Below are 21,353 nucleotides of genomic sequence, written 5' to 3'. Positions count from 1 at the left end.
ATAAGTTGTGACTAAATCACACGGAGATAAAGAGGCTACACTGAGATATTATCGATTACGTTAACAGAATTGAGTATTGATTGTTAAAAAGTGAGCATTAATACAAATTAAAAACAAATAACTACAAAAAAACTGATAAAGTCAACAAGAAACAACCCCACATGGACTGGAGAAACAGATGAAAACCAGAACTTCCCCTATAGCTGCAGCGGTTATTACTGGCATGCTAGCTATGTCTGGTTCTGCACTAGCAGAAACAGTAAACCTACGAATTATCGAGACCACTGATATCCACGCTAACGTCATGGCTTATGACTACTACAAAGACAGAGCGTCAAAGAAAATTGGTCTGACACGCGCGGCAACTCTGGTTAAACAAGCACAGGCAGAAGCAGCAAACAGCGTCATTGTTGATAACGGAGACCTTATTCAGGGTAGCCCTATGGGTGATTACATGGCCTCAAAAGGTATTGAGCCAAATGAAGTACACCCTGTTTATAAAGCAATGAACCAGTTGGATTACGATGTAGCCAACATCGGTAACCATGAGTTTAACTATGGTCTTGAGTTCCTTGCTGAATCACTGAATGATGCTGATTTCCCATATGTAAACGCGAACGTTTATATCAAAGAAACAGGTGAGCACCTATTCAAGCCATACCTGATTAAAGAGACTCGCGTTGCCGATACTGACGGTAAGATCCACGTAATCAAAGTAGGCTACATTGGCTTTACACCACCGCAAATCATGACCTGGGATAAGAAGAACCTTGAAGGTAAGGTGTACGCGGAAGATATCAAAGAAACAGCAGAAAAGCTGGTTCCACAGATGAAGCAGGAAGGTGCTGACGTTATCGTCGCTATCCCTCACTCAGGCTTCTCTTCTGACCCTTACAAAAAAGGTGCTGAGAACTCGACTTTCTACCTTTCAGAAGTTGAAGGTATTGATGCAATCGCATTCGGTCACGCTCACTCTGTATTCCCGGGCAAAGGCTTTGACGGCATTCAAGGCGTAGACAACAAGAACGGTACAATCAATGGCGTTACAGCTGTTATGCCTGGCCGCTGGGGTAGTCACGTAGGTGTAATGGATCTTGTTCTTGAGAAGCAAGGTGATGAGTGGGAAGTGGTTTCTGGTAAAGCAGAAGCTCGCCCTATTTATGACCGTGCGAACAAGAAGTCCCTGGCAGCAGTTGATATGGATATGGACAAAGCACTGAAAGCGGATCATGACGCTACTCGTGACTTTGTTAACCAGCCTATCGGTAAAGCAAACGACGTAATGTACAGCTACCTGGCACTTGTACAGGACGATCCAACTATCCAGATCGTGAACGCGGCACAAAAAGCCTATGTAGAGAAGTTCATTCAAGGTGACCCTGATCTAGATGGCATCCCGGTTGTTTCAGCAGCAGCGCCATTTAAAGCGGGTGGCCGTAAGAACGATCCTTCTGGCTATACAGAAGTAGAATCTGGTCAGCTAACTTTCCGTAACGCAGCGGACCTTTACCTGTATCCAAACACGCTTGTTGCTCTGAAAGTAACAGGTAACGAAGTGAAAGAGTGGCTTGAGTGTTCTGCTGGTCAGTTTAAACAGATCGACGTAAACAGCACTGCTCCTCAGTCGCTATTAGAGTGGGACGACTTCCGTACTTATAACTTCGACGTGATTGATGGCGTTGAGTACCAGATTGACGTAACTCAACCACCTAAATACGACGGTAGCTGTAAAGTTATTAACCCAGACTCATCACGTATCGTGAACCTGACTTACAATGGTAAGCCTGTCGATCTGAAGCAGGACTTCATCATCGCAAGTAACAACTACCGTGCATACGGTGCGAAGTTCGCTGGTACTGGTTCTGAGTTCATTGCGTTTGACGCGCCAGATGAAAACCGCAGTATTCTTGCTGCTTACATCTCTGAAGTAAGTAAAGAGAAAGGTGAAGTAACACCAAGTGCGGATAATAACTGGTCATTCGCTCCTATTATGTCTGATAAGAAACTGGATATCCGCTTCGAAACTTCACCAAGTGAGAAAGCAGCTAAGTTTGTTAAAGACAAAGCGCAATATCCTATGAAGCAAGTAGCGACTGATGAGGTAGGCTTTGCGGTTTACCAAATCGACCTGCAGAAGTAACTGCTTACGCTTGCGGGTGTTTCGACACAGCGCAAGAATGACGTAAAGTATAAAATGCCGTACTCTATGAGTACGGCATTTTTTTGAACGAAACAAATGAACAAAGCATTCCTTGAGCAACTTGAAAGCCACAACTTCACCACGAATGAAATAGAAGAGCTTTCTGAGCTGGTAACACCTCTCGATCTTCCTACACGCCATATTTTGGTCAATCAAGGGGATACACCTACCCATTTTTATTTTGTTCTGGAAGGCCTTTGTCACGCCAGCTACTTAACCAACGATGGCAAACAGTTCAGCAAAGAGTTCTACTGGGAACAGGATTGGGTTATCGGATTTGAGAGCCTTATTAACGACTCTCCTTCCCCATTTTTACTAGAAACCCTCACGCCAGCAATGCTGCTTTGTATTCCCTTTGACTCTCTGAAACACTGGCGAACTCAGAACAACCCTCTTTATCTGAAGTTGCTGGAAACTCAGCTCATGCACAAAGAGAATAAAGAACGCTTTATGCTGCTTTACACGCCTCAGGAACGTTACGAACTCTTCTGTCAAAGCTATCCCGACCTGGAAACGCGTCTAAGCGACAACCAGATTGCAGCATACTTAGGAATCACCCCTGTAAGCTTGTGCCGAATTAAAGGCCGAATCAAAGAGAAGAATTAACAAAAGTTAATGCTTTCAGCGAGTTTCATTGTTAATTTTAAGCCTTCAGACAACAATCAGGTTCAGAAAAACAATGACAGAATGGAAGCTTTTCACTTTTGACCAACTCACCACACACCAATTGTATGAGTTACTTCGATTACGAGTTGATATTTTCGTAGTCGAACAAACCTGTCCATACCCAGAGCTTGATAACAAGGACCTTAAAGAAGGCGTATATCAGTTACTTGGATATCAGAGTGGAGAACTTGTCGCTTGTGCTCGACTGTTAAAAAAGGGCATTAGTTTCGAACATGTATCTATTGGTAGAATTGCGACTAAAAAAGAAGCTCGAGGAAACGGCTTAGGTCATGAGTTAATGAGGGTGGCCTTAGAATACTGTGAGTCTGTCTGGCCTGGAGAAAGCATCGATATTCAGGCTCAGGAACACCTTCAAGCCTTCTATCAACAGTATGGATTTGTAACCTATAGTGAAAGTTATTTGGAAGACGATATCCCACATGTTGACATGCGCCTTGCTAAGTAAGTACTTACATTGAATACATACATCTTAGCTGTATTAGCTCTGGTCTTCGGCAACTTACTCGCCTCTCTTTCAGATGTAGCGGTCAAGTTGCTGGATGGAGCCATCCCTTCGTTTCAGTACGTATTTATTCGTCAGCTAGTCGCATTTTTAGTTCTTACCCCTATTTATCTAAGGTTTTCGGGAAAAAAAACGCTCAGCGAGCATCTATCTAACGCTAAGATAAACTTTATCCGGGGGCAGCTCATTCTTATTGGTGCGGCATGTATGGTTGTCGCCATTACACACTTGCCACTGGCAACAGCCAACGCTGTATTCTATGCAGCTCCCTTGTTGATGCTCCCGCTTTCAGTTTGGATTCTCAAGGAAACACCAAAAAAAGAGAAGATAATAGCAACTGTAATAGGGTTCATCGGAGTGCTGATTGTATTGCGTCCATCTCAGTTTCACTGGGCAGCGTTGTTTGCTCTAGGAACAGCAATAACGCTCGCTGTCTTCCATATCCTAGTTAAAAAGATTCCAACGAAAACATCCGTCATACACACGCTATTCTGGACTAGTGTGTTTTCACTCCCAGTATCAGCATTTCTGGCAGCAACGGTTTGGCAAAACATTCATTCTGAGGAGCTAATATGGATCGTATTCAGCTCAATCGCCATACTTGGGTATAACGGGTTAGCTGTCTATGCGTATAAAAAATCGGAAGCGAATCAAGTCGCTTTAGTTGAGTACAGCGGATTGATTTTTGTCACTCTGTTCGGAGTTATCTGGTTCGATGAAGTGCCTAACTGGCTGACAGCAATTGGTATTGGGATGATCGTTGTACCAATCATCTATAAACAACAAACACCCAAGTTGAAAACAGTAAAGCAGAAGTAGTTACTTACTTCTGCCAAAACCACCATCAGACAAACGGAAAAACATCACTGACGTTCCTTTTTTCTCCAGTTGAAGAATATCCAGACCGCCTTCAGGGGTGCGTTTGAAACGGATTAACTGTCCCTGTTTTATCTTGCTTAATGGCTTATCTAATCCCTCAATAGCCACTAGAGCATTCAGGTCAGTAATAGGAAGTTCATTGCTTCTGAATACCTTAGATAAAGTATCTCCAGACTGAACAATGTATTCTTGCCAGTCGGCTGTTTGAACAACGACTTGCTTCTCACCGCCCTGTTCACTCAGGCCTGTCGTATTAACACCAACTTCAACACGTTGTGGTTCCCCTGTTTTGACAGTAGGCTTAACTTCGTTGTCGGAATCAGGAACGGGAATGATCAGCAAAATAGCAAATAAAGGCACTAACACCTTCAATGCTTTTTGATGAAACGGAGGCAATACCTGCCAATACGAAAGTAGCCTGTCTTTATCAAAATTAATTGAAGATAAGTGTGCTTTCATAGCGTCGAGAAAAGATATCTGCTTTTTCTTCCTGTTACGACGGCCCATGCCATTAAGTCCTTAGATAATCCGCAAATACAGATACTCAAGATTATAAATTTTCCTGAGAAAAGAATATAGGAAATATACCAATTCAGACATTAATCTGACTTTTGTAACGATTCTTTTCGATGATGCCGTGTTTATCTCACTATCTTGGGTACTAAGGTTTCTTCACCCTACTAATACTGATATCCTTCTGCCTTTATTTACCAAAATAAAGAGAGACACAATGTCTGACATCAAACTAGAAACTGTAGAGCAAAAAGCTAGCTACGGTATTGGTCTGCAGATGGGCCAGCAGCTTGCAGGAAGTGGTCTGGAAGGCCTTAATGTTGACGCTATTGCTAAAGGTATCGCAACTGCATTGACTGGCGACATGCCAGAAATCGAAGTAGACGAAATCAACAAAGCTCTACAAGAACTACACCAGCGTGCTGAAGCTGTACGTGCAGAAGCAGCAAAAGCTGCAGCAGCTGACGGTGAAGCGTTCCTGAAAGACAACGCTCTACGCTCAGAAGTTACTGTTCTTGAATCTGGTCTTCAGTACGAAGTAATCACTGAAGGTACTGGTGAAATCCCAACTTCAGACAAGCAAGTACGTGTTCACTATCACGGTGAGCTAACAGATGGCACTGTATTCGACAGCTCTGTATCTCGTGGCCAGCCAGCTGAATTCCCTGTAACTGGCGTAATCAAAGGCTGGGTTGAAGCACTTCAACTAATGCCTGTTGGTTCTAAGTGGAAACTATACATCCCACAAGATCTAGCATACGGTGAGCGTGGCGCTGGTGCAGCTATCCCTCCATATGCAGCTCTAGTATTCGAAGTTGAGCTACTAGATATTCTTTAATATCTCGTCTCATATACGAACAACTATTGAATAAGCGATGCCTGTGCATCGCTTTTTTTGTTCCTTGTCGCTTAAACTAGGTTTTGACTAACGTTGCGTTCGCAAAACAATAAGCTTCAAGGAATGATTATGAAAACAATAAAAGTATCTCTGCTCGCTCTCACCTTAATCGCATCTATGCCCAGCCACGCTTTTCTCAAGAGTCTTGGAGGCTCTTCGGACTCAGATAGCAAATTAGATGTAGGAGCTCTCACCTCAATGGCCCAATCTCTTTCCGGGCAAGTTCAAGCGCAGGAGAATTCTCCAATTGTTGATGCCTTAACCAGCCAACTTAGTGTCACTCCCGAACAGGCAACTGGAGGCGCTGGAGCACTATTAGCCCTTGCCTCAAACTCTTTGTCCGGTTCTAACGCGAGTGAGTTATCCAACCTAATCCCTGGGTTAAGCTCGTTGCAAGAATCAGCACCCGGCTTGATGAGCATGGCAAATAATATGGGCGCTGTTAACGATGTATTCGGCGCGCTTGGATTAGATGCTTCTATGGTTAGCCAATTTGCTCCCATCATTTTGCAATACCTTACAGGTCAGGGCGCTTCTTCAGGGTTATTAGGTTCCCTGAGTTCCCTGTGGGGAACAAAATAAAGTTAGAAGGCACATTATCTATAAAGGCGGTTAAATACCGCCTTTCTTATACTTGTCTATCTCGCTGGTTTTGTGCCATTCTGTTTTATCAAACACAACACATGGACGAGAAAATAAGAATGAAAGACGAAACCCTTTCCATCCACTATGGTTACGAGACAGACCCAACAACCAAATCAGTAGCAACACCAATCTATCAGACTGTTGCTTACGAGTTTGATAATGCTCAACACGGTGCTGACCTGTTTAACCTGGAAGTTCCGGGCAATATCTATACCCGTATCATGAACCCGACAAATGACGTTCTAGAGAAACGTATGGCTGCACTTGAAGGCGGTATAGCAGGATTAGCAGTGAGCGCTGGTAGTTCCGCAATTCACTATGCGATTCTGACTCTTGCCAAAGCTGGCGACAATATCGTATCAACTCCTCAGCTGTACGGTGGAACTTATACGCTATTTGCGCACATGTTCCCGAACATGGGTATCGAAGTACGTTTCGCAAAAGATGACAAACCAGAAAGCCTGGCAGAACTTATCGATGAAAAAACTAAAGCAGTTTACTGCGAGTCTATCGGTAACCCGGCAGGTAACATCATTGATCTAGAAAAAGTTGCTGATCTGGCTCACGCTCAAGGTGTACCTGTTGTGGTCGACAACACAGTAGCAACCCCGGCAGTTTGTAAGCCCATAGAATTTGGTGCTGACATCGTGGTTCACTCGCTTACAAAATACGTTGGCGGACACGGTACAAGCTTGGGTGGCATGATCATTGATTCAGGAAAGTTCCCATGGGCAGAACATAAAGAACGCTTCCCAGAGTTTAATGAACCAGAACCATCGTACCATGGTGTTGTTTATGCAGAAGCATTCGGCGAAGCTGCATTTATCGGTCGTGCTCGTACAGTACCTCTTCGTAATACGGGTTCAGCATTGTCTCCAATGAACGCATTTATGCTTTTGAATGGTCTGGAAACACTCTCTCTTCGTATGGAAAGGCACTGTGAGAACGCAATGAAAGTTGCGGAGTTCCTGCAGAACCATGAGAAAGTAAGCTGGGTTAGCTATGCGGGCCTGGAAGATTCCGATTTCTACCCATTGGCGCAGAAATATATGAAAGGTAAACCGTCTTCTATTCTTTCATTCGGTCTGAAAGATGGTTATGAAGCTGGTGTTCGTTTCTATGACGCTCTGCAAATATTTAAGCGTCTAGTTAATATTGGTGACGCTAAATCACTAGCTTGTCACCCAGCTTCTACTACACACCGCCAGCTAGACGAAGCCGAACAGAAACAAGCGGGGGTTACTCCGGAGATGATTCGTCTGTCTGTTGGTATCGAGCATATTGACGATATCTTGGAAGATTTGGATCAGGCTCTTAAAGCTTAATTCTTCGGCTCTAGACCCTCGGGACGGACTTCGTCCTGTGGGGTCTGGGAGAACGGGGGTTTGAACCTTTCCCAAAGTGACTTCTGCCATTCACATAAACAAGATTCCTGCCTTCGCAGGCGCGCGGCTAGCGGAATGACGCGTTTGACGCAATGGGATGTATCAAATAATGGTGGGCTGCTAGGTGTGCTCTATGGAGTGAACATGCTAGTAGAAACTAGCCGTGAACAAAATCGCTAATACAAAGTGGCTTCATGGAATAGAGCATACCTGGTAGTCCTTTGATACAGAATTCAAGATACAAAAAAGCCGAGCTAATGCTCGGCTTTTTCATTTTTTCGAACTGATTACTCAGCAGCTTCTTCAGCTTCTGGGCGATCTACAAGCTCAATGTAAGCCATTGGAGCTTTATCACCAGCACGGAAACCACACTTCAAAATGCGAGTGTAGCCACCTTGACGGCTAGCGAAACGTGGACCTAGTTCGTTAAATAGTTTTGCTACTACTTCGTTATCACGAGTACGAGCAAATGCTAGACGACGGTTAGCAACACTGTCTGTCTTAGCTAGTGTAATCAAAGGCTCAATTACGCGGCGTAGTTCTTTTGCTTTTGGCACGGTAGTTTTGATAACTTCGTGACGTACAAGAGAGCTAGCCATATTGCTGAACATCGCTTTGCGATGACTGCTGTTGCGGTTGAGTTGACGACCACTCTTACGATGGCGCATGACCTAATCCTTCTAACTAGTATCGATTAATCTTCAGCGATTGACGCTGGTGGCCAATTTTCAAGGCGCATGCCAAGAGAAAGACCGCGTGAAGCAAGAACGTCCTTGATCTCAGTAAGAGATTTCTTACCAAGGTTAGGAGTCTTAAGAAGCTCCACTTCAGTACGCTGTACAAGATCACCGATGTAGTGAATCGCTTCTGCTTTCAAACAGTTAGCAGAGCGAACTGTTAGTTCAAGATCGTCTACAGGACGCAGTAGGATCGGATCGAATTCTGGCTTCTCTTCCTTCTCCTCAGGAACACGTACATCACGAAGATCTACGAATGCATCCAACTGCTCAGCTAGAATAGTAGCTGCGCGACGGATAGCTTCCTCAGGTTCCAGAGTACCATTCGTTTCCATATCGATAACAAGCTTGTCCAGGTCAGTACGCTGTTCTACACGAGCTGCTTCTACAGAGTAGGCAATTTTGTCTACTGGGCTGTAAGTTGCATCTACAAGTAGACGACCGATTGGACGCTCATCTTCTTCAGTATGGATACGAGCAGAAGACGGAACATAACCACGACCACGCTCTACTTTGATGCGCATAGCGATCTCAGCGTTGTCATCAGTTAGATGACAAATAACGTGTTCAGGGTTAGCGATCTCTACATCACCATCATGGGTGATGTCACCTGCAACAACAGGGCCTGAGCCTGATTTGTTCAGTGTAATAAACACTTCATCTTTGCCTTCTGCAACGCGTACTGCCAAACCTTTAAGGTTTAGAAGGATTTCAAGAATATCTTCCTGTACACCTTCCTTTGTGCTGTACTCGTGCAATACGCCTTCAATCTCAACTTCTGTTACGGCACAACCCGGCATAGAAGATAGAAGAATACGACGAAGCGCGTTACCTAGAGTATGACCGAAGCCACGCTCTAACGGCTCAAGAGTTACTTTCGCATGTGTCGTGTTGATCTGTTCGATGTCAACAAGACGTGGCTTAAGAAATTCTGTTACAGAACCCTGCATTGTGTCCTCTCTTTAGTTTAAACCTTACTTAGAGTAAAGCTCGACGATCAGGTGTTCGTTGATGTCAGCTGATAGATCAGAACGCTCAGGCATACGCTTGAATGTACCTTCCATCTTGCCACCATCTACTTCAATCCAAGTTGGTTTTTCGCGTTGTTCAGCAACTTCTAGAGCCGCTTTAATACGAGCTTGCGTTTTAGCTTTCTCGCGAATTGAAACAACGTCGTTAGCCGCAACTTTGAATGAAGGAACGTTTACAACTTTACCGTTTACTAGGATAGCTTTGTGGCTAACTAGCTGACGTGCTTCTGCGCGAGTTGCGCCAAAGCCCATGCGGTAAACTACGTTATCAAGACGACCTTCAAGAAGCTGAAGAAGGTTTTCACCTGTGTTGCCCTTAAGGCGAGCAGCTTCTTTGTAGTAGTTACGGAATTGTTTTTCTAGAACGCCGTAGATACGACGAACTTTTTGCTTCTCACGAAGCTGAACGCCATATTCAGACAGACGGCCTTTACGAGCACCGTGTACGCCTGGAGCGTTATCGATTTTACACTTGGTATCGATCGCGCGAACACCAGACTTAAGGAATAAGTCAGTACCTTCGCGGCGACTAAGCTTCAGCTTAGGACCCAAATATCTTGCCATGTTTCTTCTCCAATTATCCTAGAAACGAAACGTTACACGCGACGTTTCTTAGGTGGACGACAACCGTTATGAGGGATCGGAGTTGCATCAACGATGTTTGTGATGCGGTATCCAGCTGCGTTTAGAGCACGGATAGTAGACTCACGACCAGGACCAGGGCCCTTAACCATAACTTCCAGATTCTTCAGGCCATATTCTTTAGCCATTTCGCCTGCGCGTTCTGCTGCAACCTGTGCTGCGAACGGAGTAGACTTACGAGAACCACGGAAACCTGAACCGCCTGCAGTAGCCCAAGCTAGTGCGTTACCTTGACGGTCTGTAATCGTAACGATTGTGTTATTGAAAGAAGCATGGATGTGCGCTACGCCATCTGCTACTTGCTTGCGTACGCGCTTACGAGCGCGAGTTGGTTGTTTAGCCATTGTACTTTACCTCTCCCGACTATTTCTTGATCGGCTTGCGCGGACCCTTACGGGTGCGAGCGTTGGTTTTAGTACGCTGTCCACGTAGAGGTAGACTGCGACGATGACGAAGGCCACGGTAACAGCCAAGGTCCATAAGACGCTTGATGTTCATTGACACTTCACGACGAAGATCACCTTCTACAGTGTATTTAGCTACACCATCACGCAGTTGATCAATCTGCTCTTCAGTTAGTTCACTGATCTTAACACTTTCAGCAATACCCACTTCAGCTAGGATAGCTTTAGCACGAGTTTTACCGATACCGTAAATCGCAGTAAGTGCGATTACAGAGTGTTTCTGATCAGGAATGTTAATGCCTGCTATACGGGCCACTATTCACTCCTAGTACTTATATAAAGAATTATCCGCAGCAAAGCCCGTAGAGGATACGCTGCGGCATACTACTTCTTTTGCACGCAAAAGGTAGGCCGAGCAATATACTCGACCAACCTCATAATTTCAAGTAAAAATTTCTGCTTAATTAGCCTTGGCGCTGCTTGTGCTTTGGCTCACTGCAGATCACGCGAACAACACCGTTGCGCTTGATGATTTTGCAGTTACGGCAGATTTTTTTAACGGAAGCACGAACTTTCATTGCTAAACTCCGTAAATGGGAATCTTATCAAACTACAACCGCTAAATTAGCGGCCATAGCCTTTCAGATTCGCTTTTTTCAACACAGAATCATACTGTTGTGACATCAGATGAGTCTGTACCTGTGCCATAAAGTCCATAATTACAACAACTACGATTAGTAGTGATGTACCGCCAAAATAGAAACGTACGTTCCACATGACCATCATGAACTCGGGAATCAGACAGATAAAGGTAATATATAGAGCACCTGCTAGGGTAAGTCTAGTCATTACTTTATCGATATATTTCGCTGTCTGCTCACCTGGGCGGATGCCGGGTACGAACGCGCCGGACTTCTTCAAATTATCTGCTGTTTCACGTGGGTTGAAAACCAACGCAGTATAGAAGAAACAGAAGAAAATTATTGCTGCTGCATAAAGCATAACATACAGAGGTTGACCTGGGCTTAGAGCCAAAGACACATCAGTTAACCAACCGAATGAGCTGCTCTCACCATTTTGACCAAACCACTGAGCTAGTGTTCCTGGGAACAAAATAATGCTCGATGCAAAAATCGCTGGTATTACACCTGCCATATTTATCTTAAGTGGCAAATGAGTACTTTGTGCTGCAAATACTTTACGACCTTGTTGACGCTTCGCGTAGTTAACAACGATTCGACGTTGACCACGTTCCATGAAAACAACGAAGTAAATTACAGCAAAAGATAGTACCGCAATTAGCAATAATAGAAGTACGTGCAGTTCACCTTGACGCGCTTGCTCGATTGTTTGTCCGATTGCTGAAGGCAATCCAGCAACGATACCTGCAAAAATAATTAGCGAGATACCATTACCAATTCCACGCTCTGTAATCTGTTCACCTAACCACATCAAGAACATGGTGCCGGTTACTAGACTCACGGTTGCAAGCAGGGTAAACATGGTTTGGTCTATTACAACCAGATTGTCGACCATGTTTGGTAATCCTGTTGCGATACCAATTGCCTGGAATGTTGCTAACACAAGCGTGCCGTAGCGTGTGTATTGGCTGATCTTACGACGCCCTGCTTCACCCTCTTTCTTGAGTTCAGCTAACGCTGGATGAACTACTGTTAGCAGCTGGACTACGATCGATGCCGAAATATACGGCATGATACCCAACGCTAATATAGATGCACGCTCAAGAGCACCACCGGAGAACATATTAAACATTTCTACAATGGTGCCTTTTTGCTGTTCGAACAAATCGGCAAGTACAGCTGCGTCAATACCAGGTAGCGGTACAAAAGAACCAGCTCTGAATACTAATAACGCTATTACTACGAATAGTAAACGCGACTTCAATTCAGCCAAGCCGCTCTGTCCACTTCTAAAATCTTGTCCTGGTTTCTTAGCCATCTGTACCTCGTTCCTCGAGATTATTCCTCGATTTTACCGCCTGCAGCTTCGATTGCAGCTTTAGCGCCTTTAGTTACGCGAAGACCTTTAACAGTCACAGCTTTGCTAAGTTCGCCAGAAAGAACAACTTTTACAAACTCGATGTTCTTAGTGATTACGTTAGCAGCTTTAAGGCTGTTTAGATCAACCACGTCACCTGTTACTTTCGCTAGCTCAGCTAGACGAACTTCAGCACTCACTAGGCTCTTACGAGAAGTGAAACCGAACTTAGGTAGACGCTGTTTCAGAGGCATCTGACCGCCTTCGAAACCTGGACGAACTTTACCGCCAGAGCGTGACTTTTGGCCCTTGTGACCACGGCCACCAGTTTTACCAAGGCCTGAACCGATACCACGACCTAAACGCTTCTTAGAAGGCTTAGAACCCGCAGCCGGTGATAGAGTATTCAAACGCATTCTGATTACTCCTCAACTTTAACCATGTAGTAAACTTTGTTGATCATGCCACGTACACATGGCGTATCTTCAAGTTCTACAGTGTGGTTGATGCGACGAAGGCCTAGACCACGCAAAGTAGCTTTGTGCTTTGGTAGTCGACCAATTGAGCTTTTAGTTTGAGTTACTTTAATAGTTGCCATGTGTTCTTACTCCGAAATCGCTTCAACAGTTAGACCACGTTTAGCTGCAACCATTTCTGGTGACTTCATGCCGCTCAGACCGTCAATAGTTGCGCGTACAACGTTAATTGGGTTCGTAGAACCGTATGCTTTCGCAAGTACGTTGTGTACACCTGCAACTTCAAGTACTGCACGCATCGCACCACCTGCGATTACACCAGTACCTTCGGCAGCTGGTTGCATGTAAACTTTAGAGCCAGTGTGACGACCTTTCACCGCGTGGTGAAGAGTACCGTCGTTAAGCGCAACAGTAATCATGTTACGACGCGCTTTTTCCATTGCTTTTTGGATCGCAGCAGGTACTTCACGAGCTTTGCCGTAACCGAAACCTACACGACCATTACCGTCACCAACTACTGTCAGAGCAGTAAAGCTGAAAATACGACCACCTTTAACCGTTTTAGAAACACGGTTAACTGCGATTAGCTTTTCCTGCAAATCTGTAGCTTGTGCTTGTGCTTGTTCTTTAGCCATCTTCCAAACCCTACCTTAGAATTTCAGACCAGCTTCGCGAGCAGAATCTGCTAGCGCAGCAACGCGGCCGTGGTATTGGAAACCAGAACGATCGAATGCAACTTTAGAGATGCCTTTTTCGATAGCGCGCTCAGCAATAGCTTTACCTACAGCTTTAGCAGCGTCAACGTTACCAGTATTCTTAACTTCTTCACGGATCGCCTTCTCTACAGTAGAAGCGGCTGCGATTACTTCAGAGCCGTTCGCTGCGATTACTTGAGCGTACACATGACGTGGAGTACGGTGTACAACTAGGCGCTCAACGCGAAGTTCTGCAATCTTACGACGTGCACGTGTAGCACGACGGATGCGAGATGCTTTCTTATCCATAGTGTTACCTTACTTCTTCTTAGCTTCTTTAGTACGCACAAGTTCATCTGCGTAACGAACACCCTTGCCTTTGTACGGCTCAGGTTCACGGTAAGAACGAATGTCAGCTGCAACCTGACCAACAAGCTGCTTATCACAACCAGTTAGTACGATTTCAGTTTGGCTTGGACATTCAGCCTTAATACCTTCAGGTAGCTCATGCTCAACAGGGTGAGAAAAGCCTAAAGTTAGTGATACAGCTTTGCCTTTGATAGCAGCACGGTAACCAACACCTTTAAGCATTAGCTTCTTAGTAAAGCCTTGAGTAACACCAACAACCATGTTGTTAACTAGTGCACGAGCAGTACCTGCTTGAGCATTAGCCTTTGCAACACCTTCAACAGGTGCGAACGTTAGGTTGTTTTCTTCCTGAGCTACAACTACTGCGTCGTTAAGAACGCGAGATAGTTCGCCTTTAGCACCTTTTACAGTGATTTCTTGGCCGTTTAGTTTCACCTCTACGCCAGCTGGAATAGCGACAGGTGCTTTAGCAACACGAGACATTTTCTACTCCTATTACGCTACGTAAGCGATGATTTCACCACCAAGACCGGCTTTACGTGCAGCGCGATCGGTCATAAGACCTTTGGAAGTGGACACTACAGCAATACCCAAACCGCCCATCACAGAAGGTAGCGAGTCTTTGTTCTTATAGACGCGCAGACCAGGACGTGAAACACGTTGGATTTGCTCGATTACTGGTTTAGCTTGGAAGTACTTAAGTGTAACTTCTAGCTCTGGTTTTGCTTCGCCTTCTACAGCGAAGTCAGCGATATAACCTTCAGCTTTTAGCAAAGTAGCAATTGCAACTTTAAGCTTTGAAGAAGGCATTTTTACAGCAACTTTATTTGCTGACTGACCGTTACGAATGCGGGTCAGCATATCCGAAATCGGATCTTGCATGCTCATAGATTTCTCTCCAAATGATTAAGTGGCAATTACCAGCTAGCCTTACGAAGTCCAGGAATCTCGCCTTTCATGCAAGCTTCACGAACTTTGATACGGCTTAGACCGAACTTACGTAGGTAACCGTGTGGACGACCAGTTTGGTTGCAACGGTTGCGCTGACGTGATGCACTCGAATCACGTGGAAGAGATTGCAATTTAAGAACTGCATTCCAACGATCTTCTTCAGATGCGTTTACATCGCTGATGATAGCTTTTAGTGCTGAACGCTTTTCAGCGAATCGAGCAACTAGCTTTGCACGTTTTGCTTCACGTGCTTTCATTGATTGTTTAGCCATAACAGTAACCCTTCACCTTACTTACGGAATGGGAAGTTAAAGGCAGCCAGCAGAGCACGGCCTTCCTCGTCGTTTGCAGCAGATGTCGTGATAGTAATATCAAGACCGCGCACACGATCGACTTTATCGTAGTCGATTTCCGGAAAGATGATTTGCTCGCGAACGCCCATGCTGTAGTTACCGCGTCCGTCAAAAGACTTAGCGCTAACGCCACGGAAGTCACGTACACGTGGAAGAGCGATATTAATCAGACGCTCAAGAAAATCCCACATACGTTCGCCACGCAAGGTTACTTTACAACCAATTGGGTAGCCTTCACGAATTTTGAATCCTGCAACAGATTTACGCGCTTTAGTGATAAGTGGCTTCTGACCAGAGATCGTTGCCATATCAGCTGCTGCGTTTTCTAGCAGTTTCTTATCGTTGATTGCTTCACCAACGCCCATGTTTAGGGTGATTTTTTCAATCCTAGGGACTTGCATGACGCTTGTATAGCCGAACTCTTTGGTAAGCTCAGCCACTACAGACGACTTGTAGTAATCATGCAGTTTCGCCATAGTAGAACTCCAAATTACATTCTATTAGTTAGAAACAGTTTCGCCGTTTGATTTGAAGAAACGCACTTTTTTGCCTTCTTCGAAACGGAAACCGATACGGTCTGCTTTACCAGTAGCCGCGTTAAAGATTGCAACGTTAGAAGCGTCAATTGCTGCTTCTTGTTCAACGATGCCACCTTGTACACCCATTGCCGGTACAGGCTTCTGGTGTTTTTTCACAAGGTTGATACCTTCAACGATAACTTTACCGGTAGAAAGAACCTTAGTTACTTTACCGCGCTTGCCTTTATCTTTACCGGCAAGAACGATTACTTCGTCATTACGACGGATTTTAGCTGCCATTATTGTGCTCCTTACAGAACTTCTGGAGCCAGTGAAACAATCTTCATGAATTTCGCGTTACGAAGTTCACGTGTCACTGGGCCAAAAATACGTGTGCCGACTGGTTGCTCAGTAGTGTCGTTCAACAATACACAAGCATTACGGTCGAAGCGAATGACAGAACCGTCAGGGCGACGTACGCCTTTACGGGTGCGCACTACTACCGCCTTCAGAACATCACCTTTTTTAACTTTACCGCGAGGAATTGCTTCCTTAACTGTAACTTTGATGATGTCACCGATATGTGCATAACGGCGGTGTGAGCCACCCAGAACCTTAATACACATTACCTTGCGCGCGCCAGAGTTATCTGCTGCGTCAAGTGTACTTTGCATTTGGATCATGTTAGTGCTCCGCTAAATATTAAAAACTAGACCCTCTCGGGTCGGGCTGCCTCTTTATAAGGGCTGCGAATTGTACCACCCTTTTTTGTGATTGGGTAGACAAAAAACAAGCGGCCCCAAAAAAAATTTGGGGCCGCTTTTTAGCCTAGATAAATATGCAATAATCTAAATTAGATTTTCGCTTTTTCTAGAACTTTTACCAAAGTCCAAGATTTCTTCTTAGACAGTGGACGACATTCACGAATCTCAACAGTATCGCCTAGGCCACACTCGTTGTTTTCGTCATGTGCGTGTAGTTTAGTCGTGCGTTTTACGAACTTGCCGTAAATTGGGTGTTTAACCATACGCTCGATAGCAACTACGATAGACTTGTCCATCTTGTCGCTAACTACACGGCCTTGCATAGTACGGATTTTGTCGCTCATTATGCGCCTGCCTTCTCAGTCAAAACAGTTTTCACACGTGCGATATCACGGCGTACAGCTTTCAGAGTATGAGTCTGCTGTAGCTGACCAGTCGCAGCCTGCATGCGCAGGTTGAACTGCTCGCGCAGTAGATTCAGTAGCTCTTCATTTAGCTCTTCAACGCTTTTTTCGCGTAGATCTTGTGCTTTCATCACATCACCTGCTTAGTTACAAATGTTGTTTTGATTGGCAGTTTACGTGCCGCTAGGCGGAACGCTTCACGCGCCAACTCTTCAGGTACACCGTCCATTTCGTACATAACCTTTCCAGGTTGGATTTGGGCTACCCAGTACTCAACGTTACCTTTACCCTTACCCTGACGAACTTCTAGTGGTTTTTCAGTGATTGGTTTGTCTGGAAAAATACGAATCCAGATTTGACCTTGACGCTTAACGTGACGCGTCATCGCACGACGAGCCGCTTCGATCTGACGAGCAGTAATACGGCCACGGCCAACTGCTTTAAGACCAAAAGTACCGAAGCTTACATCAGTACCTTTAGCTAGACCACGGTTGCGACCAGTCTGAACCTTACGGAATTTAGTACGTTTAGGTTGTAGCATCAGTCGACTCCTTATTTACGGCCTTTACGCTGCTTCTTAGGCTTGTCAGCCTTTGGCTCTACTGCGTTAGCAGCTGGCATACCGCCTAGAATCTCACCTTTGAAGATCCAAACTTTAATGCCGATCACACCGTATTGAGTGTGAGCCGAAGAAGTTGCGTAATCGATGTCAGCACGTAGTGTGTGTAGTGGCACACGGCCTTCACGGTACCATTCAGTACGCGCGATTTCAGCACCGCCAAGACGGCCGCTTACTTCAACCTTGATACCCTTCGCACCTAGGCGCATTGCGTTCTGTACTGCGCGCTTCATAGCACGACGGAACATAACACGACGCTCTAGCTGAGACGCGATGCTATCAGCCACTAATTGACCGTCTAGCTCAGGCTTACGTACTTCAGCGATGTTAATTTGCGCTGGTACACCTGCAATTTTAGCTACAGCTGCGCGTAGCTTCTCAACGTCTTCACCTTTCTTACCGATAACAACGCCTGGACGAGCAGTGTGAATAGTCACACGGATGCTCTTAGCAGGACGCTCGATAACGATACGTGAAAGAGACGCTTTCGAAAGTTCCTTAGTAAGGAACTGACGTACCTTGAAGTCGCCGTCTAGGTTGTCAGCGAATTCTTTGGTGTTAGCAAACCATGTAGCATTCCAAGGCTTAACGATGCCAAGACGAATACCATTTGGATGTACTTTCTGACCCATTGCTTACTCTCCTAGTCTTAAGCGTCTGCTACAACAACAGTGATGTGGCAAGAACGCTTCAAGATACGATCCGCGCGACCTTTAGCACGAGGCATAATACGCTTCATGATAGGGCCTTCATCTACGAAGATCTTAGCTACATTAAGATCGTCGATATCTGCACCTTCGTTGTGTTCTGCGTTAGCGATTGCTGACTCAAGAACCTTCTTAACTAGTACAGCAGCTTTTTTGTTGCTGAAAGTTAGTAGTTCTAGAGCCTGGTCTACAGATTTACCACGAATTTGATCAGCAACTAAGCGAGCTTTCTGTGGAGAAATACGAGCAAAGTTATGTTTAGCGATAGCTTCCATCATCTACTCCTTATTTCTTCTTAGCTTTCTTATCCGCAGCGTGGCCGCGGTAAGTGCGAGTTGGTGCAAATTCACCCAGCTTGTGACCGATCATTTCTTCGGTTACGAATACTGGTACGTGCTGACGACCATTATGGACAGCGATGGTCAAACCGATCATTGTAGGAATGATCATTGAGCGACGGGACCAAGTCTTAATAGGCTTCTTGTCTCCGCTTTCCACCGCTTTCTCTACCTTCTTCAGCAAGTGTAGGTCAATAAATGGACCTTTCTTGAGAGAACGTGGCATGGCTTATCCTCTTTAAATAGATTACTTGTTACGACGACGTACGATGTACTTGTCAGTGCGCTTGTTCTTACGAGTCTTAAAGCCTTTAGTAGGCTGACCCCAAGGAGATACTGGATGACGACCACCAGATGTACGGCCTTCACCACCACCGTGTGGGTGGTCTACTGGGTTCATCACAACACCACGAACGGTTGGACGAACACCACGCCAGCGCGTAGCACCAGCTTTACCTAGTTCACGTAGCATGTGCTCAGCATTACCTACTTCGCCGATTGTTGCACGGCCTTCAGATAGTACTTTGCGCATTTCGCCAGAACGTAGGCGTAGAGTTACATATGCACCGTCGCGAGCGACGATCTGTGCGTATGCACCTGCAGAACGAGCAATTTGTGCACCCTTACCAGGCTTCAGTTCAACACAGTGAACAGTAGAACCTACTGGGATGTTGCGCATTGGCAGAGTGTTACCTGCTTTGATAGGCGCATCAACACCAGACTGGATCTGATCACCAGCTTGAATGCCTTTTGGTGCAATGATGTAGCGACGCTCACCGTCTGCGTACAGAACTAGAGCAATGTTTGCGCTACGGTTTGGATCGTATTCGATACGTTCAACTTTCGCTGGGATACCGTCTTTAGTACGCTTAAAGTCAATTACACGGTAGTGGTGCTTGTGACCACCGCCGATGTGACGTACTGTGATACGACCGTTGTTGTTACGACCACCATTCTTAGAGTTTTTCTCTAGAAGTGGAGCGTATGGCTTACCCTTGTGTAGGTCAGCGTTAACAACTTTAACTACGTGACGACGACCAGGGGAAGTCGGCTTACATTTAACAATAGCCATTGTTCAACTACTCCTGTTATTCCGCACCGCCAATGAAGTCAAGATCCTGACCTTCTTTCAGAGTTACGTAAGCTTTCTTCACATCGCTGCGACGGCCTTCACGCATACCCTGACGTTTGGTCTTACCCTTAAGAACAAGAGTATTTACAGACTTAACTTCAACTTCAAATAGCTTTTCTACTGCTGCTTTGATCTCTTTCTTAGTTGCATCTTTTGCTACTTTGAAAACGATAGTGTTCGCTTTCTCTGCAGCCATAGTTGCTTTTTCAGAGATATGTGGAGCACGTAGAACCTTTAGTAGACGCTCTTCAGTGATCATGCCAGCATCTCCTCAACTTGCTTAACAGCTTCAGCTGTCATTAGAACCTTGTCGAACGCGATCAAGCTTACTGGGTCAATACCAGCAACATCACGTGCGTCAACTTTGTATAGGTTACGAGCAGCTAAGAATAGATTTTCATCTACTTCGCCAGTTACGATCAGAACATCATTAAGCTCAAGTTCTTTAAGCTTAGCTACTAGCTCTTTTGTTTTTGGTGCTTCAACTGAGAAGTTATCAACAACGATTAGACGCTCTTGACGAACAAGCTCAGAAAGAATGCTCTTCATAGCACCGCGGTACATTTTTTTGTTTACTTTCTTGCTGTGATCCTGTGGTTTCGCAGCAAAAGTAACACCACCTGTACGCCAGATTGGGCTACGAATTGTACCAGCACGTGCACGGCCAGTACCTTTTTGACGCCATGGTTTAGCACCACCGCCTGATACTTCAGAACGAGTCTTCTGAGCACGAGTACCCTGACGAGCACCTGCTGCGTATGCAACAACTACCTGGTGTACAAGAGCTTCGTTGAACTCACGTCCGAAAGTAGTTTCGGAAACAGTTAGTGCATCAGCACCTTTAACCATCAATTCCATTACTTACTCCTAGACGTTATGCTTTAACAGCTGGTTTAACGATCACGTCGCCACCAGTTGACCCTGGTACTGCACCTTTGATAAGAAGCAGATTACGCTCAGCGTCAACACGTACGATCTCAAGGTTTTGAGTCGTTACACGCTCAGCACCCATGTGACCTGCCATTTTCTTGCCTTTAAACACGCGACCTGGAGTTTGGCACTGGCCAATTGAACCCGGAGCACGGTGAGACAATGAGTTACCGTGAGTCATATCTTGAGTAGAGAAGTTCCAACGCTTAACAGCGCCTTGGAAGCCTTTACCTTTAGATGTACCAGTAACGTCTACTTTTTTAATTTCGTTGAAAAGTTCTACGTTTAGCTCAGCGCCAACTTCAAACTCTTCGCCGTTTTCTAAACGGAATTCCCAAAGACCGCGGCCAGCTTCAACACCTGCTTTCGCAAAGTGACCAGCTTCTGGCTTAGATACACGGTTAGCTTTCTTACCGCCAGCAGTTACCTGGATAGCAGCGTAGCCATCGTTCTCAAGAGTTTTAACTTGAGCAACGCGGTTAGCTTCTACTTCAACAACTGTTACTGGGATAGAAACGCCTTCTTCAGTAAATACGCGGGTCATACCCACTTTACGTCCGACTAGACCAATCATTC

The 21,353-nt window shown here is 45.3% G+C and carries 35 protein-coding genes; 7 read left to right on the top strand and 28 right to left on the bottom strand.

Annotation, left to right across the window (positions count from 1 at the left end; all coding sequences use genetic code 11):
* The first annotated feature begins 178 nt into the window (after positions 1-178).
* From SNR28_RS10845 to SNR28_RS10830, 4 genes are all read left to right on the top strand, one after another.
* Positions 179-2,140, top strand: a complete 1,962-nt coding sequence (locus SNR28_RS10845; RefSeq protein ID WP_375752377.1) for a bifunctional 2',3'-cyclic-nucleotide 2'-phosphodiesterase/3'-nucleotidase — start codon at positions 179-181, stop codon at positions 2,138-2,140.
* A gap of 96 nt (positions 2,141-2,236) precedes the next feature.
* A complete protein-coding gene (locus SNR28_RS10840; RefSeq protein ID WP_375752375.1) occupies positions 2,237-2,806 on the top strand; it encodes a Crp/Fnr family transcriptional regulator in 570 nt (189 codons plus the stop codon).
* Positions 2,807-2,879: 73 nt separating this feature from the next.
* Entirely contained in the window at positions 2,880-3,332 is a 453-nt protein-coding gene (locus tag SNR28_RS10835; RefSeq protein WP_375752373.1) for a GNAT family N-acetyltransferase, read from the top strand.
* A gap of 9 nt (positions 3,333-3,341) precedes the next feature.
* Positions 3,342-4,208: a DMT family transporter gene (locus tag SNR28_RS10830; RefSeq protein ID WP_375752372.1), complete on the top strand. Its 867-nt coding sequence runs from the start codon at positions 3,342-3,344 to the stop codon at positions 4,206-4,208.
* Here the strand turns inward: SNR28_RS10830 and SNR28_RS10825 are convergent, their stop codons facing one another.
* Positions 4,209-4,775, bottom strand: a complete 567-nt coding sequence (locus SNR28_RS10825) for a LysM-like peptidoglycan-binding domain-containing protein (RefSeq protein WP_375752370.1) — start codon at positions 4,773-4,775, stop codon at positions 4,209-4,211.
* A 223-nt stretch (positions 4,776-4,998) separates the two neighbouring features.
* Here SNR28_RS10825 and SNR28_RS10820 point away from each other — a divergent pair, with 223 nt between their 5' ends.
* From SNR28_RS10820 to SNR28_RS10810, 3 genes are all read left to right on the top strand, one after another.
* The gene (locus SNR28_RS10820; RefSeq protein ID WP_375752369.1) at positions 4,999-5,619 is read left to right on the top strand and encodes an FKBP-type peptidyl-prolyl cis-trans isomerase; all 621 of its coding nucleotides are present in this window, start codon (positions 4,999-5,001) and stop codon (positions 5,617-5,619) included.
* Between the two features lie 129 nt (positions 5,620-5,748).
* On the top strand, positions 5,749-6,261 hold the full coding sequence (locus tag SNR28_RS10815; protein ID WP_375752367.1) for a DUF2780 domain-containing protein: 513 nt from the start codon (positions 5,749-5,751) through the stop codon (positions 6,259-6,261).
* Between the two features lie 119 nt (positions 6,262-6,380).
* Complete coding sequence (locus tag SNR28_RS10810) at positions 6,381-7,649, top strand: O-acetylhomoserine aminocarboxypropyltransferase/cysteine synthase family protein (RefSeq protein ID WP_375752365.1); 1,269 nt, start codon at positions 6,381-6,383, stop codon at positions 7,647-7,649.
* Between the two features lie 347 nt (positions 7,650-7,996).
* On the opposite strand, the gene rplQ is transcribed toward SNR28_RS10810, so the two are convergent.
* The 27 genes from rplQ to rplC all read right to left on the bottom strand — a co-directional run bounded on the left by rplQ (position 7,997) and on the right by rplC (position 21,351).
* The gene (rplQ, locus tag SNR28_RS10805; RefSeq protein WP_375752363.1) at positions 7,997-8,377 is read right to left on the bottom strand and encodes a 50S ribosomal protein L17; all 381 of its coding nucleotides are present in this window, start codon (positions 8,375-8,377) and stop codon (positions 7,997-7,999) included.
* 26 nt (positions 8,378-8,403) lie between these two features.
* A complete protein-coding gene (locus SNR28_RS10800; protein WP_275130922.1) occupies positions 8,404-9,396 on the bottom strand; it encodes a DNA-directed RNA polymerase subunit alpha in 993 nt (330 codons plus the stop codon).
* A gap of 24 nt (positions 9,397-9,420) precedes the next feature.
* Positions 9,421-10,041, bottom strand: coding sequence for a 30S ribosomal protein S4 (rpsD, locus tag SNR28_RS10795; protein WP_277825409.1), 621 nt, complete (start codon positions 10,039-10,041; stop codon positions 9,421-9,423).
* Positions 10,042-10,073: 32 nt separating this feature from the next.
* Positions 10,074-10,463 carry a 30S ribosomal protein S11 gene (gene rpsK / locus SNR28_RS10790; protein ID WP_004398450.1) on the bottom strand — a complete coding sequence of 130 codons (390 nt, stop codon included), beginning with the start codon at positions 10,461-10,463 and terminating at the stop codon, positions 10,074-10,076.
* A gap of 19 nt (positions 10,464-10,482) precedes the next feature.
* The gene (gene rpsM / locus SNR28_RS10785) at positions 10,483-10,839 is read right to left on the bottom strand and encodes a 30S ribosomal protein S13 (RefSeq protein ID WP_375752360.1); all 357 of its coding nucleotides are present in this window, start codon (positions 10,837-10,839) and stop codon (positions 10,483-10,485) included.
* Positions 10,840-10,987: 148 nt separating this feature from the next.
* Positions 10,988-11,101 (bottom strand): 50S ribosomal protein L36, encoded by a 114-nt coding sequence (rpmJ, locus tag SNR28_RS10780; protein ID WP_039969906.1) that lies wholly within the window; start codon positions 11,099-11,101, stop codon positions 10,988-10,990.
* Between the two features lie 46 nt (positions 11,102-11,147).
* Complete coding sequence (secY, locus tag SNR28_RS10775; protein ID WP_375752358.1) at positions 11,148-12,482, bottom strand: preprotein translocase subunit SecY; 1,335 nt, start codon at positions 12,480-12,482, stop codon at positions 11,148-11,150.
* 20 nt (positions 12,483-12,502) lie between these two features.
* Positions 12,503-12,937: a 50S ribosomal protein L15 gene (gene rplO / locus SNR28_RS10770; protein WP_277825407.1), complete on the bottom strand. Its 435-nt coding sequence runs from the start codon at positions 12,935-12,937 to the stop codon at positions 12,503-12,505.
* A gap of 5 nt (positions 12,938-12,942) precedes the next feature.
* Positions 12,943-13,119 carry a 50S ribosomal protein L30 gene (gene rpmD, locus SNR28_RS10765; protein ID WP_004398455.1) on the bottom strand — a complete coding sequence of 59 codons (177 nt, stop codon included), beginning with the start codon at positions 13,117-13,119 and terminating at the stop codon, positions 12,943-12,945.
* Between the two features lie 6 nt (positions 13,120-13,125).
* Complete coding sequence (rpsE, locus tag SNR28_RS10760; RefSeq protein WP_375752356.1) at positions 13,126-13,632, bottom strand: 30S ribosomal protein S5; 507 nt, start codon at positions 13,630-13,632, stop codon at positions 13,126-13,128.
* A gap of 15 nt (positions 13,633-13,647) precedes the next feature.
* Positions 13,648-14,001, bottom strand: coding sequence for a 50S ribosomal protein L18 (gene rplR, locus SNR28_RS10755; protein WP_375752355.1), 354 nt, complete (start codon positions 13,999-14,001; stop codon positions 13,648-13,650).
* Between the two features lie 9 nt (positions 14,002-14,010).
* Entirely contained in the window at positions 14,011-14,544 is a 534-nt protein-coding gene (gene rplF, locus SNR28_RS10750; protein WP_375752353.1) for a 50S ribosomal protein L6, read from the bottom strand.
* Between the two features lie 12 nt (positions 14,545-14,556).
* A complete protein-coding gene (gene rpsH, locus SNR28_RS10745; protein ID WP_277825399.1) occupies positions 14,557-14,949 on the bottom strand; it encodes a 30S ribosomal protein S8 in 393 nt (130 codons plus the stop codon).
* Positions 14,950-14,978: 29 nt separating this feature from the next.
* Positions 14,979-15,284, bottom strand: a complete 306-nt coding sequence (gene rpsN, locus SNR28_RS10740; protein ID WP_277825397.1) for a 30S ribosomal protein S14 — start codon at positions 15,282-15,284, stop codon at positions 14,979-14,981.
* Between the two features lie 17 nt (positions 15,285-15,301).
* Positions 15,302-15,841: a 50S ribosomal protein L5 gene (rplE, locus tag SNR28_RS10735; RefSeq protein ID WP_277825395.1), complete on the bottom strand. Its 540-nt coding sequence runs from the start codon at positions 15,839-15,841 to the stop codon at positions 15,302-15,304.
* Positions 15,842-15,865: 24 nt separating this feature from the next.
* Positions 15,866-16,183, bottom strand: a complete 318-nt coding sequence (gene rplX / locus SNR28_RS10730) for a 50S ribosomal protein L24 (RefSeq protein ID WP_375752350.1) — start codon at positions 16,181-16,183, stop codon at positions 15,866-15,868.
* An 11-nt stretch (positions 16,184-16,194) separates the two neighbouring features.
* Positions 16,195-16,566 carry a 50S ribosomal protein L14 gene (gene rplN / locus SNR28_RS10725; protein WP_006075569.1) on the bottom strand — a complete coding sequence of 124 codons (372 nt, stop codon included), beginning with the start codon at positions 16,564-16,566 and terminating at the stop codon, positions 16,195-16,197.
* 170 nt (positions 16,567-16,736) lie between these two features.
* The gene (rpsQ, locus tag SNR28_RS10720) at positions 16,737-16,991 is read right to left on the bottom strand and encodes a 30S ribosomal protein S17 (protein WP_277825391.1); all 255 of its coding nucleotides are present in this window, start codon (positions 16,989-16,991) and stop codon (positions 16,737-16,739) included.
* Entirely contained in the window at positions 16,991-17,182 is a 192-nt protein-coding gene (gene rpmC / locus SNR28_RS10715; RefSeq protein WP_277825389.1) for a 50S ribosomal protein L29, read from the bottom strand. The genes rpsQ and rpmC overlap by 1 nt, the downstream gene beginning before the upstream one ends.
* The gene (gene rplP, locus SNR28_RS10710; RefSeq protein ID WP_084888990.1) at positions 17,182-17,592 is read right to left on the bottom strand and encodes a 50S ribosomal protein L16; all 411 of its coding nucleotides are present in this window, start codon (positions 17,590-17,592) and stop codon (positions 17,182-17,184) included. The genes rpmC and rplP overlap by 1 nt, the downstream gene beginning before the upstream one ends.
* 11 nt (positions 17,593-17,603) lie before the next feature.
* Complete coding sequence (gene rpsC, locus SNR28_RS10705; protein WP_275130909.1) at positions 17,604-18,302, bottom strand: 30S ribosomal protein S3; 699 nt, start codon at positions 18,300-18,302, stop codon at positions 17,604-17,606.
* A 17-nt stretch (positions 18,303-18,319) separates the two neighbouring features.
* A complete protein-coding gene (rplV, locus tag SNR28_RS10700) occupies positions 18,320-18,652 on the bottom strand; it encodes a 50S ribosomal protein L22 (protein ID WP_277825776.1) in 333 nt (110 codons plus the stop codon).
* A 10-nt stretch (positions 18,653-18,662) separates the two neighbouring features.
* Positions 18,663-18,941: a 30S ribosomal protein S19 gene (gene rpsS, locus SNR28_RS10695; RefSeq protein WP_004736729.1), complete on the bottom strand. Its 279-nt coding sequence runs from the start codon at positions 18,939-18,941 to the stop codon at positions 18,663-18,665.
* 21 nt (positions 18,942-18,962) lie between these two features.
* Positions 18,963-19,787 carry a 50S ribosomal protein L2 gene (gene rplB, locus SNR28_RS10690; RefSeq protein ID WP_277825387.1) on the bottom strand — a complete coding sequence of 275 codons (825 nt, stop codon included), beginning with the start codon at positions 19,785-19,787 and terminating at the stop codon, positions 18,963-18,965.
* Positions 19,788-19,803: 16 nt separating this feature from the next.
* Complete coding sequence (rplW, locus tag SNR28_RS10685; RefSeq protein ID WP_277825385.1) at positions 19,804-20,106, bottom strand: 50S ribosomal protein L23; 303 nt, start codon at positions 20,104-20,106, stop codon at positions 19,804-19,806.
* Entirely contained in the window at positions 20,103-20,705 is a 603-nt protein-coding gene (gene rplD, locus SNR28_RS10680) for a 50S ribosomal protein L4 (protein ID WP_375752345.1), read from the bottom strand. The genes rplW and rplD overlap by 4 nt, the downstream gene beginning before the upstream one ends.
* Positions 20,706-20,721: 16 nt before the next feature.
* Positions 20,722-21,351 (bottom strand): 50S ribosomal protein L3, encoded by a 630-nt coding sequence (gene rplC / locus SNR28_RS10675; protein ID WP_277825381.1) that lies wholly within the window; start codon positions 21,349-21,351, stop codon positions 20,722-20,724.
* Positions 21,352-21,353 lie beyond the last annotated feature (2 nt).

This window comes from Vibrio iocasae, from assembly GCF_042245395.1.
GTDB classification, from domain to species: Bacteria; Pseudomonadota; Gammaproteobacteria; order Enterobacterales; family Vibrionaceae; genus Vibrio; species Vibrio iocasae.
This window is presented reverse-complemented; position numbering and strand designations above follow the sequence as displayed.

Excerpts from the sequence above, each read along its gene's own strand:
- SNR28_RS10845 (WP_375752377.1), top strand. The coding sequence starts at position 179 with ATGAAAACCAGAACTTCCCCTATAGCTGCAGCGGTTATTACTGGCATG.
- SNR28_RS10840 (WP_375752375.1), top strand. The coding sequence starts at position 2,237 with ATGAACAAAGCATTCCTTGAGCAACTTGAAAGCCACAACTTCACCACG.
- SNR28_RS10835 (WP_375752373.1), top strand. The coding sequence starts at position 2,880 with ATGACAGAATGGAAGCTTTTCACTTTTGACCAACTCACCACACACCAA.
- SNR28_RS10825 (WP_375752370.1), bottom strand. The coding sequence starts at position 4,775 with ATGGGCCGTCGTAACAGGAAGAAAAAGCAGATATCTTTTCTCGACGCT.
- SNR28_RS10820 (WP_375752369.1), top strand. The coding sequence starts at position 4,999 with ATGTCTGACATCAAACTAGAAACTGTAGAGCAAAAAGCTAGCTACGGT.
- SNR28_RS10815 (WP_375752367.1), top strand. The coding sequence starts at position 5,749 with ATGAAAACAATAAAAGTATCTCTGCTCGCTCTCACCTTAATCGCATCT.
- SNR28_RS10810 (WP_375752365.1), top strand. The coding sequence starts at position 6,381 with ATGAAAGACGAAACCCTTTCCATCCACTATGGTTACGAGACAGACCCA.
- rplQ (WP_375752363.1), bottom strand. The coding sequence starts at position 8,377 with ATGCGCCATCGTAAGAGTGGTCGTCAACTCAACCGCAACAGCAGTCAT.
- SNR28_RS10800 (WP_275130922.1), bottom strand. The coding sequence starts at position 9,396 with ATGCAGGGTTCTGTAACAGAATTTCTTAAGCCACGTCTTGTTGACATC.
- rpsD (WP_277825409.1), bottom strand. The coding sequence starts at position 10,041 with ATGGCAAGATATTTGGGTCCTAAGCTGAAGCTTAGTCGCCGCGAAGGT.
- rpsK (WP_004398450.1), bottom strand. The coding sequence starts at position 10,463 with ATGGCTAAACAACCAACTCGCGCTCGTAAGCGCGTACGCAAGCAAGTA.
- rpmJ (WP_039969906.1), bottom strand. The coding sequence starts at position 11,101 with ATGAAAGTTCGTGCTTCCGTTAAAAAAATCTGCCGTAACTGCAAAATC.
- secY (WP_375752358.1), bottom strand. The coding sequence starts at position 12,482 with ATGGCTAAGAAACCAGGACAAGATTTTAGAAGTGGACAGAGCGGCTTG.
- rplO (WP_277825407.1), bottom strand. The coding sequence starts at position 12,937 with ATGCGTTTGAATACTCTATCACCGGCTGCGGGTTCTAAGCCTTCTAAG.
- rpmD (WP_004398455.1), bottom strand. The coding sequence starts at position 13,119 with ATGGCAACTATTAAAGTAACTCAAACTAAAAGCTCAATTGGTCGACTA.
- rpsE (WP_375752356.1), bottom strand. The coding sequence starts at position 13,632 with ATGGCTAAAGAACAAGCACAAGCACAAGCTACAGATTTGCAGGAAAAG.
- rplR (WP_375752355.1), bottom strand. The coding sequence starts at position 14,001 with ATGGATAAGAAAGCATCTCGCATCCGTCGTGCTACACGTGCACGTCGT.
- rplF (WP_375752353.1), bottom strand. The coding sequence starts at position 14,544 with ATGTCTCGTGTTGCTAAAGCACCTGTCGCTATTCCAGCTGGCGTAGAG.
- rpsH (WP_277825399.1), bottom strand. The coding sequence starts at position 14,949 with ATGAGCATGCAAGATCCGATTTCGGATATGCTGACCCGCATTCGTAAC.
- rpsN (WP_277825397.1), bottom strand. The coding sequence starts at position 15,284 with ATGGCTAAACAATCAATGAAAGCACGTGAAGCAAAACGTGCAAAGCTA.
- rplE (WP_277825395.1), bottom strand. The coding sequence starts at position 15,841 with ATGGCGAAACTGCATGATTACTACAAGTCGTCTGTAGTGGCTGAGCTT.
- rplX (WP_375752350.1), bottom strand. The coding sequence starts at position 16,183 with ATGGCAGCTAAAATCCGTCGTAATGACGAAGTAATCGTTCTTGCCGGT.
- rplN (WP_006075569.1), bottom strand. The coding sequence starts at position 16,566 with ATGATCCAAATGCAAAGTACACTTGACGCAGCAGATAACTCTGGCGCG.
- rpsQ (WP_277825391.1), bottom strand. The coding sequence starts at position 16,991 with ATGAGCGACAAAATCCGTACTATGCAAGGCCGTGTAGTTAGCGACAAG.
- rpmC (WP_277825389.1), bottom strand. The coding sequence starts at position 17,182 with ATGAAAGCACAAGATCTACGCGAAAAAAGCGTTGAAGAGCTAAATGAA.
- rplP (WP_084888990.1), bottom strand. The coding sequence starts at position 17,592 with ATGCTACAACCTAAACGTACTAAATTCCGTAAGGTTCAGACTGGTCGC.
- rpsC (WP_275130909.1), bottom strand. The coding sequence starts at position 18,302 with ATGGGTCAGAAAGTACATCCAAATGGTATTCGTCTTGGCATCGTTAAG.
- rplV (WP_277825776.1), bottom strand. The coding sequence starts at position 18,652 with ATGGAAGCTATCGCTAAACATAACTTTGCTCGTATTTCTCCACAGAAA.
- rpsS (WP_004736729.1), bottom strand. The coding sequence starts at position 18,941 with ATGCCACGTTCTCTCAAGAAAGGTCCATTTATTGACCTACACTTGCTG.
- rplB (WP_277825387.1), bottom strand. The coding sequence starts at position 19,787 with ATGGCTATTGTTAAATGTAAGCCGACTTCCCCTGGTCGTCGTCACGTA.
- rplW (WP_277825385.1), bottom strand. The coding sequence starts at position 20,106 with ATGATCACTGAAGAGCGTCTACTAAAGGTTCTACGTGCTCCACATATC.
- rplD (WP_375752345.1), bottom strand. The coding sequence starts at position 20,705 with ATGGAATTGATGGTTAAAGGTGCTGATGCACTAACTGTTTCCGAAACT.
- rplC (WP_277825381.1), bottom strand. The coding sequence starts at position 21,351 with ATGATTGGTCTAGTCGGACGTAAAGTGGGTATGACCCGCGTATTTACT.